At 72.9% G+C, this 13,696-nt stretch carries 11 protein-coding genes; 9 read left to right on the forward strand and 2 right to left on the reverse strand.

Going from position 1 to position 13,696, the window contains the following annotated elements; genetic code table 11:
- Positions 1 to 3 precede the first annotated feature (3 nt).
- Positions 4 to 462, forward strand: coding sequence for a (2Fe-2S)-binding protein (locus F4556_RS01135; RefSeq protein ID WP_184910823.1), 459 nt, complete (start codon positions 4 to 6; stop codon positions 460 to 462).
- A gap of 19 nt (positions 463 to 481) precedes the next feature.
- On the opposite strand, the gene F4556_RS38915 is transcribed toward F4556_RS01135, so the two are convergent.
- Positions 482 to 1,621, reverse strand: coding sequence for a PQQ-binding-like beta-propeller repeat protein (locus F4556_RS38915; RefSeq protein WP_184910825.1), 1,140 nt, complete (start codon positions 1,619 to 1,621; stop codon positions 482 to 484).
- 263 nt (positions 1,622 to 1,884) lie between these two features.
- On the opposite strand from F4556_RS38915, the gene F4556_RS01145 reads away from it, so the two are divergent.
- The 6 genes from F4556_RS01145 to F4556_RS01170 all read left to right on the forward strand — a co-directional run bounded on the left by F4556_RS01145 (position 1,885) and on the right by F4556_RS01170 (position 9,980).
- Entirely contained in the window at positions 1,885 to 3,123 is a 1,239-nt protein-coding gene (locus F4556_RS01145; RefSeq protein WP_184910827.1) for an MFS transporter, read from the forward strand.
- A 14-nt stretch (positions 3,124 to 3,137) separates the two neighbouring features.
- Positions 3,138 to 4,253: an aminotransferase class V-fold PLP-dependent enzyme gene (locus F4556_RS01150; protein ID WP_184910829.1), complete on the forward strand. Its 1,116-nt coding sequence runs from the start codon at positions 3,138 to 3,140 to the stop codon at positions 4,251 to 4,253.
- A 363-nt stretch (positions 4,254 to 4,616) separates the two neighbouring features.
- Complete coding sequence (locus F4556_RS01155) at positions 4,617 to 7,139, forward strand: tetratricopeptide repeat protein (protein ID WP_184910831.1); 2,523 nt, start codon at positions 4,617 to 4,619, stop codon at positions 7,137 to 7,139.
- Complete coding sequence (locus F4556_RS01160) at positions 7,136 to 8,545, forward strand: leucyl aminopeptidase (protein ID WP_184910833.1); 1,410 nt, start codon at positions 7,136 to 7,138, stop codon at positions 8,543 to 8,545. The genes F4556_RS01155 and F4556_RS01160 overlap by 4 nt, the downstream gene beginning before the upstream one ends.
- Before the next feature lie 135 nt (positions 8,546 to 8,680).
- Positions 8,681 to 9,376: an NAD(P)H-binding protein gene (locus F4556_RS01165; RefSeq protein ID WP_184910835.1), complete on the forward strand. Its 696-nt coding sequence runs from the start codon at positions 8,681 to 8,683 to the stop codon at positions 9,374 to 9,376.
- A gap of 64 nt (positions 9,377 to 9,440) precedes the next feature.
- Complete coding sequence (locus F4556_RS01170; protein ID WP_184910837.1) at positions 9,441 to 9,980, forward strand: RBBP9/YdeN family alpha/beta hydrolase; 540 nt, start codon at positions 9,441 to 9,443, stop codon at positions 9,978 to 9,980.
- Between the two features lie 65 nt (positions 9,981 to 10,045).
- Here F4556_RS01170 and F4556_RS38920 read toward each other — a convergent pair whose 3' ends face one another.
- Complete coding sequence (locus F4556_RS38920; protein WP_184910839.1) at positions 10,046 to 10,732, reverse strand: LysM peptidoglycan-binding domain-containing protein; 687 nt, start codon at positions 10,730 to 10,732, stop codon at positions 10,046 to 10,048.
- Positions 10,733 to 11,390: 658 nt separating this feature from the next.
- Here F4556_RS38920 and F4556_RS01180 point away from each other — a divergent pair.
- Positions 11,391 to 13,010 (forward strand): sigma-70 family RNA polymerase sigma factor, encoded by a 1,620-nt coding sequence (locus F4556_RS01180; protein WP_184910841.1) that lies wholly within the window; start codon positions 11,391 to 11,393, stop codon positions 13,008 to 13,010.
- Positions 13,011 to 13,094: 84 nt separating this feature from the next.
- Entirely contained in the window at positions 13,095 to 13,583 is a 489-nt protein-coding gene (locus F4556_RS01185) for a glutathione peroxidase (RefSeq protein WP_184910843.1), read from the forward strand.
- Positions 13,584 to 13,696 lie beyond the last annotated feature (113 nt).

Genomic DNA, 13,696 nt, shown 5'->3' on the forward strand with positions numbered 1-13,696 from the left:
CACGTGCCCACTCATCAGTTCGTCCTGAACGGCAAGCCGGTCACCGTCGAGGCACCGGCCGACATGCCGCTGCTCTGGGTGCTGCGCGACAAGCTCGGCGTCACCGGCCCCAAGTACGGCTGCGGGGTGGGCGTCTGCCGGGCCTGCACCAGCCACCTGGACGGCGCCGAGATCCAGCCCTGCGTGGTGCCCGTCGCCGACTGCGCCGGCCGCCAGGTCACCACCATCGAGGGCCTGGCCGACGGCGACAAGCTGCACCCGGTCCAGCAGGCCTGGCTGGACTGCGACGTGGCCCAGTGCGGCTTCTGCCAGCCGGGTCAGATCATGACCGCGGTGGCCCTGCTGCGCCGCACCGCGTGCCCGACCGACGCCGACATCGACCGGATCGAGAACGTCTGCCGCTGCGGCACCTACTTCCGCATCCGCGAGGCCATCAAGCAGGCGGCCGACGCGCTGGACTGACGCCGGCAGGCGGCCTGCGTCAGTGGACCGGCAGCGCGTACACCACCCGGTCGTGACCGGCGTACAGCCGCTCGCCGTCGGTGTTCAACCGCCAGACCTGGACGCCCGGTTCGGCGTCCCGGAAGGTCCACCGCACCGCACCGGTCGCGATGTCCAGCGCCCAGACGCCGCCGTTGGTCGGACCCGGCACGAACAGCGTGCCGCCCACCGCCACCGGCCGGCACCGGGAGTCGAGCCGGAACGGCAGCCGGCAGGACCACATCTCGGTGCCGTCGGCGGGCACGTTCCTGGTCACCTCGCCGCTGTCCCGCAGCAGGTACAGCGCGCCGTCGGCGGCCAGCGGCCGGATCGGCCGCCAGCTCTCGTCCTCCAGCACCCAGCCCGGCCTGCCGTCCGCCAGCCCGAGCGCCCGGACGCCGTTCGCCCGCCGGGCCACGTAGACCCGTTCGGCGTCGCACTCCCGCCAGCTGAGCGCCTGGTCGGCCGGGGTGGTCCAGAGCACCGAGCCGTCCGCCGCGTTCAGCGCGACCACCTCGTCCCGGGTGCTGCGCGCCACCAGCCGCCCACCGGGCGCGGGCTCCAGGCTGGTCAGGAGCCCGTCGCCCTCCCGGGCCGGCCGCATCCACCGCAGCCGGCCGCTCGTCAGCTCCAGCGCGAACAGGCGGCTCTCCAGGCCGCCACCCAGTCCGAACGCCACCTCCCCGTCCACGGTGACCAGTTGGGCGTACTTGCCGGTCTCCGGCGGGACCGCCACCGACCGGTCAGGACCGTACCCGTAGGCGAGGAACCGGCCGTCCTCGGCCTGGTGGACCAGCCCGCCCGCCGCCAGCAGGTCGTCGGCGAGCGGCCCGGGGCGGGGCGGCACCGCGATCCACTTGGCCACCGCGCCGCTGTCCGGCGCCAGCAGATACAGCCTCTCGGCGGTCGCCAGCAGCGGCACCGTCCCGGTCCCGGTCAACCGCTCGGCGGCCTGCGGGGCTTCACCCCGGAACGTCCAGAGCGGCGTGGGCCCGGAGACCACGGCCCGGTGCTCCTCCGGCTCCCGCTCCCCGTCCCGGCCGAACCACCAGGCCGCCCCGCCCGCCGCCAACGCTGCTGCCCCCAGCAGCAACTGACGACGCGACGGCCCGCCCGGCGTCGCCGCCAAGTGCTCCGCCACCGGAACTCCGCCCTCGGGCTCATCCAGCGTTATCGACCCGACCTGCTCCCCCGTGTGCACTTCGGCCCACCCCTCCCTCGTTCGGTGATCAAGGAGGATAACCGGCCCCACCAGGCAGCTCGACGGCGGCGGGCCAACCGAGTTGGCAGCAAGCTGACGCACTGGCGGTTGCCCTCTACCCATTTCGATCAACCGCTGGGACGCTGGTCCGGCTGCCCGCTGGGGTGGCACCCGGCGGAGCTCGCGAAAGGTGCGGTGCAGCAGTGACCCAGACGGAGCCTCAGGCCACCAGCACCGGCCCGACAGCGTCGGCCACCCGTCGCGCCCTCGGGGTGTTCCTCGCTGCCAAGGCGATCTCCGACATCGGCTACGCGCTCGACTTCATCTGCCTGTCGGTCTTCGTCTGGGAGCGCAGTCACTCCGCCTTCGCCACCGGGCTGTTGAGCGCCGCGCTGTACGCGGGCGCGATCGCGGGCGGCCGGCTCGGCCACCGCTACGGCGACCGGTGGGACCGGCGGCGGGTGATGATCGGCGCGGACCTGGTCCGGATGCTGATGCTCGCCCTGCTCGCCCTGCTGCCGGACTCGGCGCAGAACTGGTGGCTCTACGCGGCCGTCGCCTTGATCGGCACCGGCCGTTCGGTCTTCGAGGGCACCCTCTCCGCCGCGACGCCGGTCCTCGCCGGGGAGCGCACCCAGGCGGTGAACGGCCTGCTCGCCGGGCTCAAGGGCGTCGCCTTCATGCTCGGCATGGGCCTGGCCACCGTGCTGGTGCCGCTGATCGGCTACCGAGGCGTGTTCGCCCTGGACGCGGGCACCTACGCACTCTCCGCGCTGGTGCTCACCGCCCTCCGGTTGCGGATGCGCGAGCCGGGCGCGGCGGGCGCCGCCCGGCGGGACCGGACCGGAGCCTGGCCGCTGCTGGTCGGCGCGGGCCTGGCGATGCTGGTGGTGCTGCGCGGCCTGGACGCCTTCGGCAGCGCCTCCCAGCACGTCGGACTGCCCATCCTGGGCACCGAGTTGCGGCCCGAGTCGCCCACCTTCGTCTCCGGTTCGGTCTGGGGCTGCTGGGCGGCCGGCCTGCTGCTGGCGAGCTTCGTGCTGCGGCCACTGGCCAAACGCGTCATCGAACGCAGCCCCATGGTGGTCTTCTGCCTGGCCACGATGGTGATGTCGGCGGGGTTCATCGGCATCTTCTGGCTGGACGGCTGGTGGCCCCGGCTGCTCTGCGCCGTGGTCGCCGGGCTGGGCGACGCGCTCAGCGAGATCACCTTCAAGCAGGCCATGCAGCGGCTGCCCGACGACCGGCGCGGCCGCGCCTTCGGCCTCGGTCAGATCATCGTCAACAGCGGCTTCATGGCCGGACTGCTCGTCACCAGCCTGGTGCTGCAGCCCGACTGGGTACCGCAGTGGGTCCTGCTGCTGCACGGCGTCCCGCTGCTGATCGCGGCCTGGACGGCGGTCACCGCTGGCGCCAAGAGCCAAGCCGTACCGGCCAGTTGAGGAGCGACCACCCGGTGGCCGAGAGCGCGTACCTGGACCACGCCGGCTTCGGCCGGCTGCGACCCGCCGCGGTGAGCGCCATGCAGAGCGTCCTGACCGAGGTGCTGCCGTACGGGAGCGCCCGGCTCGGCGGGATCTTCGCGACCAGGGCGGCCGCCCGCAGGTCGATGGCCCGGCTGCTCTCCTGCGCCCCGGAGGAGCTGGCCTTCGTGCCCAACACCTCGACCGGGGTGCACCTCGTCGCGGACGGCCTGGACTGGCGGCCGGGCGACCAGGTGGTGCTCTTCGACCGCGACTTCCCCGCCAACGTCCGCCCCTGGACCGCGCTTTCGCGGCTCGGCGTCGAGCCGGTCTGGGTGCCGATGCGCGACGGCGGCTACCGGCTGCCGGACCTCGCCGCCGCGATCGGACCACGGACCAGGCTGGTCGCCGTCAGCCACGTCAACTTCGCCACCGGCTTCCGGATCGACCTGGACGCGGTCTGCACCCTCGCCGCCCGGGTCGGCGCCCTGGTCAGCGTGGACGCGGTGCAGAGCCTCGGCGCCCTCCCCCTCTCGCTCGCCGACACCCCCGTCGACTTCCTGGCGGCGGGCGCGCACAAGTGGCTCGGCGGGCCGCCGGGGACGGGCGTGTTCTTCTGCCGGGCCGGGCGGCTGGAGCTGCTCAGGTCCACCCCGACCGGCTGGTTCGGCTTCGACGGCGCGGCGGAGCTGATGAAGGGTCCGGGCCCGCTGAGCTACCACCTTCCCGAACGGCCCACCACCGCCCGGGTCGAGGGCGGCATGTACGACATGGTCGGCATGGCCGGACTCGCCGCCGCACTGGCCGAACTGGAGACCGTCGGACCGGCCGCCGTGGCCGACCGGGTGCTCATCCTGGCGGAGCGAATAAGGACGGGTATTTCCGATATCGGCTTTACCCTCGCCACTCCGCCCGACCCGTCGTCGAACTCCGGCATCGTCAGTTTCTCCAGCTCCCGGGCGGACAGCGCCGAACTGGTGGACATTCTGGCCGGTTCGGCGGTTCAAGTATCCGTTCCGGCCGGTCTGGTGCGGGTTTCCCCGCACTATTGGACCACGGACCGGGAAGTCGATCTCTTCCTGTCCAGGATTCACGACTTGAAGCCCTGACGATGCCTCAGTTTCATTACTTGACATGGTCGCTGGAAATACGACCGAAATAGTCAGAACCGCCCTTGACGCCACCTGACGGCCTGTCATAGCTTCCCATCATCAGCACCGGAGCGAATATCCGCGTCCGGTCATTCGGTGAAGGGAGTACGAAATGTCGTACGAGTCCTGGGAGTCCCTTGCGGACGAGGTCGAGATCACCACGGGTGCGGCTGACTGCTGGACCTGTCTGATGGACGACGCCACCTGAGCCGTCCCCTGGTGTTGCGCCCTGTGACCTCCGGTCGCAGGGCGCATCTCGGTTCTCCGGAAGACACGCCGGCGGAAGCTCGACAGCACTTCGACAACGATGGGAACGGCACCGTGGACCGCTGGCAGTTCAGTCACGGCACAGTCGGGGTGAATGCCCCGAGCTGGCTGACCTTCGAGGTGCACCGGCCCTACTTCGACGGTGCCGAGAGCCCGTTGACGGTCATCCAGGCCAGGGCGGCGATCCTGGCGGCCCGTCGGTTCGAGAACCGCACGCCGGGCGCCCTGCGTTTCGGCATGACGATGCCCGCCAGCTACCGGCGGCTGCTGGTCGAGGAGTCCCGGCTGCACCGCTACCGGGCCGACGACCCGACGGAGCTGCCCGAGGAGCTGGCCTCACCCGCCTGGCGGCGGATGGCGGAGGCCTACCGCCACCGCGCCGAGCTGGACGCCGTGGACCGGGCCGGTCTGGCGCACTGGCTGATCGCCGCCTGCCTGCTGCCCGCCGTGCTGGAGGTCGTACCGGCGGACCTCGACGACGCGGGCTGCCGGAACGCGGTGTCGGCGGGGCTCCAATCCGCCCGCGCGGTCGCGCTGTTCGGCCTTGAGGGCCTGACCGACCGGACCGCGGCCGCCTACCGGCCCCTGGTCGACCACCCCGCCCCCACCCTCACCCACGTCCAGTCGGTGGCGGGCTGGGGCTACCTGCTGGCCCGGCACGGCGGTGACGACTCGGCCGTACCGCACCACCTCGAGCTGGCCCGCAGCCTCTTCGCCGGCCTGGCAGGCGAGTTGGGCGACTTCCAGCGCACCGTCATCGAGGCCCGCCTCGCCCTGCGCGAGGTCATGTACGCCGAGCGGCAGCAGGACTTCGCCGGAGCGGCGGCCCGACTGACGGCGGCTCAGCAGGCCGTCGACGAGCTGACCCCGCCCGACGCCGACGACGCGATGGTGCTGCTGGAGACCAGGCGTCGGCTGATCGACCGCCGGGTCGAGATGGCCGTCAGGCTCGGCGACGCCGAGGCCGAACAGCTGGCCCTCAGCGAGGGGTTGGCGATCGACCCGAGCTGCGTGAAGCTCCGGATGCAGACCGCCCAGGCCCACCAGCGCGCCGGCCGGCCAGAAGAGGCGCTGGCGGCCTACCTGCACGCCGCCCGGCTCGGCCCGTACGGGACCGGCTTCGCGCTGCTGCACGCGGCGGACTGCGCCGAGCAGACCGGGCAGGGCGAGTTCGCCCGGGTGCTCACCGAGCGGGCCTTCCGGGCCGCGCCGCGGGCCTCCGCGACCCGCGACCGGCTGGTGGCGAGCTGCCTGGCGGCGGGCGACGAGCCGCTGGCGGAGGTCGTCCGGCAGGCCGCCACCCGGGACCCGGAGCGCCCCTACGCGAACAACTGGCACTACCGGATGCACGCCGCGTACTTCAACCTCGGCGAGTCCCAGTCCCCCGGTCTGTACGCCAAACTGCCCACGCTGGCCTTCGAGTTCGCCGAGCGGGGCACCCCGCCGAAGGTGAACTGGCAGCGGCTGATGCCGCCCGCCTTCCGGACCAACCTGATCCGCGAGTCGGGGCTGACGGAGTTCGCCGTCGCGCACCCGGCGGAGCTCCCGGCCGAGCTTCGCACCCCGGCCTGGGACACCCTCTGCGGGTGGGTGGCGGAGTTCGCCACGTACGACGCGGAGCGGCAGCACCAGGTCGCCGTGGTGCTCTACCGGCTCGGATTCATCAAGCTGGTGCAGGAGTTGATCCCCTTCACCCCGGCCGCCGAGCTGACCACCGCAGCCGAGCTGCGGCTGCACCACTGGCTCGACGTGGTCCGATGGGTCGGCTCGGTGGGCCGGGCCTCGGTGGTCGCCCCGGCCAACTCCTCGGCGATCGTCGAGCACCCGGCCTGCCCGACCCATCTGCGCTTCGTGATCGCCGTCTTCTCGGTCATCTACGAGGCCCGGGAGACCCGTTCGCTGGAGGCCGCGCTCGGCTGGCGGGAGATCGGCGAGAAGGCGCTGGCCGATCTGCTGGCCGACCCGCAGTACTCGCCCTTCGAGCTGATGATGATGGAGAGCCGGTTCTACCGCAGCGTCAGCTACGTCCCCTTCCTGCAGCGGGACACCGTCCGGCTGGCCGCCGACATGGACCGCGCCGAGGAGCTGGCCCGGGCGGTGCCGGCCATCGGCGAGTACCAGGAGTTCCTGCGGCGGGAGAATCTGCGGGCCTGCGTGGAGAGCCGCTCCAAGGAGTTCTACGCCTTCGGCGAGAACGAGCGGGCACACCTGCTGGTCGCCGAGGCGCTGGCCCTCGACCCGTACGAGCCCAAGACCCACATCGAGGTCGCGGAGGGCCTGCTGAAGGACGACAACCCCGAGGCGGCGGCGCACAGTTACCTGCGGACGGCCCGGCTCGGGCCGGTCTCCACCGCCTTCGGCTACGCGGCGGCGGGCGACTGCTTCGCCCGGGCCGGGCAGCCGCTGCTCGCCGAGGACTGCTACCTCCAGGCACTCCGGATCGACCCGTACGCCATCTCCGCCGCCCGGGGCTGGGCCGCGGTCGGCCCGGCCAACGGGATGGGCGAGCTGGCCGCGCGGTACCTGGCCGACCTCGAGGCGTGGGGTGCGGCCCGCCGCGCCGCGCGGACCGCATGAGCGCCGAGTGGCGGCTGACACCTCGTCAGTCAGCCGACGTCGAAGCCCTGGTGACACCGGTCTGGTCCGACGACCTGCCGGCCGACCTGACCCCCGCCTTCCTGACGGGCAGCGGCTTCTCCGGCGCCCCCGGCCAGACCCTGCAGCTGCCCGACGACCCGGTCACCGTCCTGCTGGGCTGCGGCCCCCGGGCCGGGTACGGGCGGGACACCGCCCGCGCGGTCGGCGCCCGGCTGGCCCGGGCCATGACCGGTTACCGGCGGCTCGCCGTCCGGGCCCCCGAGGCCGAACTGCGCGCACTGGTGGAGGGTTACCTGCTCGGCGGGTACCGCTTCGCCGGGTACTTCACCACCGCCCCCGGCATCGATCAGCGGATCGACCTGGTCACCGCCGACACCCCCGAGACCCGGGCCGCGCTCGCCGCCGGACGGCGGGTCGGCGAGGCCGTACTGCTGGCCCGCGATCTGGTCAACGAGCCCGGCGAGGCGCTCACCCCGCCGGAGTTCGCCGAGCGGGCACTGAAGCTGGCCGCCGCCTCCGGCCTGGAGTGCGAGGTCTGGGACGCCGAACGGATCGCCCACGAGCGGCTCGGCGGCCTGCTCGGCGTCAGCCGGGGCTCCCTGCTGCCGCCCCGGCTGGTCCGGCTGAGCTACCGGCCCGCAGGTCCGGCGTCCCGCCGGATCGCACTGGTCGGCAAGGGCGTCACCTACGACGCGGGCGGCCTCTCACTGAAGCCGAACGCCGAACTCGCCGCCATGAAGGCGGACATGGCGGGAGCGGCGGCCGTGCTCGCCGCCATGTCCACCCTCGCCGCCCTGAACTGCCCGGTGGCGGTGGATGGTTGGCTGCCGCTGACCGAGAACATGCCGAACGGCAACCCGATCCGGGTCGGTGACGTCCTGCGGATGCGCAGCGGCACCACGGTCGAGATCCGGCACGCCGACGCCGAGGGCCGCCTGATCCTGGCCGACGCCCTGACCCTGGCCGGCGAGACCGCACCGGACGCCATCATCGACCTCGCCACCCTCACCGACGCGGCCGCCGTCGCCCTGGGCCGCCGGATCACCGCCGTGATGGGCACGGACGACACCCTCACCGAAGCCCTCCGCGCCGCCGGCCGCCGAGCGGGTGAGGAGCTCTGGCCGCTCCCCCTGCCCGACTCCTACCGCGGCCAACTCACCTCCCGCGTCGCCGACCTGGCCAACTACACCATCGGCGTCCGCCACGGCACCGCCCTGCTCGCGGGCCTCTTCCTCCGCGAGTTCGTCCCCCCGGACATCCCCTGGGCCCACCTGGACATCCAGGGCACCGCACTTTCCGACACCGACGACGGCGAGTGGGTCCCCGGCGGCACGGGCGTCGGCGTCCGCACCCTGATCGACTACCTGCTCACCGGCGGCGGCTGAATTCCGGGCCCCCCTTCAGGTGTGACGAACCGTCAGTTCAGCCGCTGCGCCGGGGTGTCCCACCTCGCCGTGCACCTGGGCCGTGGTCTGATGGTGCACGCCCCCGTACACCGGCTCGACAGGCAAGGTGGTCCCGTGAACGTGCTCCTCTTCGGCGCGACCGGCATGGTCGGGCAGGGTGTGCTGCGCGAGTGCCTGCTCGACGACCGGGTCGACAGCGTCCGCGCCGTGGTCCGGGCGCCGCTCGACACCACGCACCCCAAGCTCACCGCGATCGTGCACCGGGACTTCACCGACTTCACGGCGCTGGCAGGGGAGTTCGAGGACGTCGACGCGTGCTTCTACTGCCTGGGCGTCACCTCGGCGGGCAAGGGCGAGGACGAGTACCGCCGCATCACCCACGACTACACGCTGGCCGCCGCCCACGCCCTGCCGGCGAACCCGTCGCTCACCTTCGTCTTCGTCTCCGGCGAGGGCACCGACAGCACCGAGCACGGCCGCTCCATGTGGGCCCGGGTGAAGGGCCGCACCGAGAACGAACTGCTCGGGATGGACTTCCACGCCTACATGTTCCGCCCCGGCTACATCCACGCCATGCACGGCGAACGCTCCCGGACCCCGGCGTACCGCTGGATCTACCCGGTGGTCTCCCGGCTGTACCCGCTGCTGCGCCGCGTCATGCCCGACAAGGTCACCACCACCGAGAACATCGGTCGCGCCATGATCGCCGTGACCGGCTGGAACGGCACGGGCGAACACATCCTGCGCAGCCCGGAGATCAACCGGATCGCGGACGCCCCCGCTCAAGGTGACCCGAAGGAGAGGCCCTAGGGTCAGCGGGACGAGGACGGCCGACGGTGCCCGTCCACACCCCCGCTGTAGAGAGGGCTCGCCCGTGAGCACCCACCTGATCCTGCCCGGCTACCAGAACTCCGAGGCCGAGCACTGGCAGAGCTACTGGGAGCGTTCCGACCCGGCCAGGTTCCGGCGGGTCGAGCAGGCCGACTGGGACAAGCCACAGCTGCCCGACTGGGTGGCCACCCTCGACCGGGCGGTGGCGGACGCCGACGCGCCGGTGGTGCTGGTCGCGCACAGCCTGGGCTGCATCACCGTGGCGCACTGGGCCGCCACGGCCCGGCCCGAGCTCGCGGCCAAGGTGCTCGGCGCGCTGTTGGTCGCCCCCGCCGACATCGACACGGCGGACGTGCCCGAGCTGGTCAACTTCCGTCCGGTGCCGCTCACGGCGCTGCCGTTCCGCGCCACCGTGGTCGCCTCGGACGACGACCCGTGGTGCACCGCCGACCGGGCCCGGGCGTTCGCCGAAGCCTGGGGTGCCACCTTCGCCGCCGTCGGCCCGGGCGGGCACCTGAACACCGCCTCCGCGCTCGGCGACTGGCCGCAGGGCCGGGCGCTGCTCGCGGAGCTGACGGCCTGACAGCTGCCGGTATACGCCGATGGCCACCCCCATCCAGGGTGGCCATCGGCGTATCGAGGGGCGGGTCAGAGCGAGAGGACCTGGCCCGGGTAGATCAGGTTCGGGTTGTCGCCGATGACCTGGGCGTTCTTGGCGTACAGCGCCTCGGTGGAGGTGCCGTTGGCCGCGGCGACGGCGCTCAGGGTGTCGCCGCTCTGCACGGTGTAGCTTTCGCCGGACGCGGCGGCGGTGCTGCTGCTACCGGTGTCGGAGCTGCTCTCGGTCGAGGACGACGAAGACGAAGACGAGTCGCTGCTCTGCGTGGTGCTCGACGACGCGCTGGTGTCCACGTCCGCCGCCGAGCCGCCCTGGGTCAGCCCCGCCTGCACGGAGCAGACCGGCCAGGCGCCCGGGCCCTGGGAGGCGAGCACGTTCTCGGCGATGTCGATCTGCTGGGCCTTGGTGGCCTGGTCGGCGGTGGCCGCGTACTGGGTGCCGCCGTAGGCGTCCCAGGTGCTGGCGCTGAACTGGAGGCCACCGTAGTAGCCGTTGCCGGTGTTGATGCTCCAGTCGCCGCTGGACTCGCACTGCGCGACCTGGTCCCAGGTGGACACGGTCGCGGCGGAGGCCGTGGTGGCCGTGACGAGGCCGGCCATCGGCAGGACGGCGAGGGCACCGGCCATGACGGCCACCCGGAGACGGTTGCGCTTGCGCCCGCCCCGGGCGCCCTCGGTGGTCGTGGTGGTGGCGGCGGTCTCGTGACGGAAGGTCATGCGGTTCCTCTCGGAGGCCCCGGGCGGGCATGCGGAACCACGGGCTAAGGAGGGCCCGTTCCGTACGCCTCGGCTGCTCGGGCGGACCGGTACGCGTCGGACGTACCTCGCCGCCTCGGTGTCACCCGCCGCACGCCTCCGGGGTGAGCCGGACCGTCGTGCCTCGGGGTGAACCCGGGAAGTGCTCGTTGCACTGGTTTCGAAGCTACGAGCCTGACCGCCCGTCACCAAGCCGCTTCGGGTCGCCGCAGGTCAGAGCCCGGTTACCGGCGGTACCGATCACACGAACCAGGTCCCGCCGGCCCGAATCCGGCCGATTCGGCCCCCGAGGACCCGCCCGAAAGTGACCCCGACCACTCCACCGCCCCTGTGAGCCCCGACACACCGTCACTCCAGCACGGCCGGACGGCCACGCTCCGCCCAACTCGTCCGCCGCTCCCTCACAGTCCTTTCACGCCCCCGGTGGCCCGGGCCACAGCCGTGAGCTGGGCGTTAGCACCGGGGTGCGAAAAGGCCCGGTCCGGCATCCACTACGCTCCGCTCAGCACCGGGAGCCACTCAGCTCCCGGACGTTTTTCCGTTATCGGCGGGCGGCCCGCTGATCTCCCATCACGACAGGGCAGTACGGACCGGCCGACGGACAAGGTGGACCAGGCGGATGGACAGGTACGACGCGGAGCGGGTGGTGACCCGCGCCCAGGCGGGTGAGCAGCAGGCCACGGACGAGCTGATCGGGGCGCACCTGCCGCTGGTCTACAACATCGTCGGCCGCGCCCTCAACGGTCACCCCGACACCGACGACGTGGTGCAGGAGACCATGCTCCGCGCGGTCGACCACCTGCCCTCGCTCCGTGACCCGGCCGGGTTCCGCTCCTGGCTGGTCGCCATCGCGATGAACCAGATCCGCCGCCGTCACCAGGTGGCCCACCAGGCCCAGATCCCGATCGGGCTGACGTACGACTCGGCCGACCCCGGCGCGGACTTCGTGGACCTCACCATCACCCGGCTCGGCCTGGCCGGGCAGCGGCGCGAGGTCGCCGAGGCCACCCGCTGGCTGGACCAGGACGACCGGGAGCTGCTCTCGCTCTGGTGGCTGGAGGCGGCGGGCGAGCTCAGCCGGGCCGAGCTGGCCGAGGCGCTGGAGCTGTCCCCGCAGCACGCGGCAGTCCGGGTGCAGCGGATGAAGGGTCAGCTGGAGACCGCGCGGGTGGTGGTCCGGGCGCTGGCCGTCCAGCCCCCCTGCCCGCAGCTGGGCGAGCTGACGGCGCAGTGGGACGGTGCCCCCGGCGCGCTCTGGCGGAAGCGGATCGCCCGGCACGCACGCGAGTGCGGCTCCTGTGCGCAACAGTGGGAGGGCCTGTTCCCGGCCGAAGGGCTGCTGGCCGGTCTGGCGCTGGTACCCGTTCCGCAGCAGCCGGTCACCTTCCCGGTCGACGCTCCCTCGGAGCCCGGCGCCACGCTGCCGTCGACCGGTGGCCGGGCGGCCGCGCGACGGGCGGCCGCCCAGCGGCCCGGCAAGGGCGGCGGCGGACGGCGCCGGGCCAAGCCGCGCGCCCGCCGACGGGTCCTGGTCGCGGTGATCGGCACCACGGTGGCCACCGTCGCGGCGGTCGGCGTGGTGGGTGCCAACCAGACCTCCTCGCCGCAGGCGGCTCCCCGGATCGACGGCGCGGCCACCGCCGCGATATCCGCCGCGCCGCTCCAGGTCGACGCGGTCACCCCCGCGCCCGCCCCGGCCACCTCCCCGCCGGCCGTACCGGCCTCGCCGTCGGCCACCCCGACCGCCTCGCCCTCGCCGACGCCCACCCCGACCCCGGCCGCCCCGTCGCCCGCCCGCACCTCCGCCGCACCCCCGGCCACTCCGTCGCCCGCCACCAGCGCGGCGAACCGCCAGGCCAGCGCGCAGCAGCAGGTGCTCGACCTGGTCAACTCCGAGCGGTCGAAGAACAACTGCGGCCCGGTCAAGGCCAACAGCAAGCTCCAGGCGGCCGCCCAGGGCCACTCCCAGGACATGGCGGCCCGGAACTTCTTCGACCACACCAACCCCGACGGCAACGGCCCGCAGCCGCGGATCGAGGCGGCCGGTTACCGCTGGAGCACCTGGGGCGAGAACATCGCCCGGGGCCAGCAGGACGCCGCCGCCGTGATGGACGCCTGGATGAAGAGCCCGGGCCACCGGGCCAACATCCTCAACTGCGCGTTCACCGAGATGGGCCTCGGCACCCACTTCGCCTCCGGCGGCCCGTGGTGGACCCAGAACTTCGGCGCCCCGGCCTGACGGAATACCCGGCCTGACGGAATACCGCGCGGCCCTCGACGGTTGTGCGGCTCGGCCCTCCATGAACCTCGAAAGGACTCCGCTGTGAGCCTGTACGACATCCCGCTGCGCACCCTCGACGGCCAGGCGACCTCGCTCGCCGACTACAAGGGCAAGGCGCTGCTTCTGGTCAACGTCGCCTCCAAGTGCGGCCTGACCCCGCAGTACGCGGGCCTGGAGCGCCTCCAGCAGCGCTACGCCGACCGCGGCTTCACCGTGCTCGGCGTCCCGTGCAACCAGTTCATGGGCCAGGAGCCCGGCACGGCCGAGGAGATCCAGACCTTCTGCTCCACCACGTACGGCGTCTCCTTCCCGCTGTTCGAGAAGCTCGACGTGAACGGCGACGACCGGCACCCGCTCTACACCGAGCTGACCAAGGCGGCCGACGCCGAGGGCACCGCCGGTGACGTGGCCTGGAACTTCGAGAAGTTCCTGATCACCCCCGACGGCACGGTGGCCGCCCGGATCCGTCCGCGCACCGAGCCCGAGGCCCCCGAGCTGGTCGCCCTGATCGAAGCCAACCTCCCCGCCTGACGCACCCTCAGGAGCCCGGCCGGTCCCTCCGGCCGGGCTCCCGTGCTGCCCGGTCCGGTACCGGCCAGGTGACAGGTCTGCAACTACCGTACGTTCACCGTCGGTTCACCGGC

This window comes from Kitasatospora gansuensis (assembly GCF_014203705.1).
GTDB lineage: Bacteria > Actinomycetota > Actinomycetes > Streptomycetales > Streptomycetaceae > Kitasatospora > Kitasatospora gansuensis.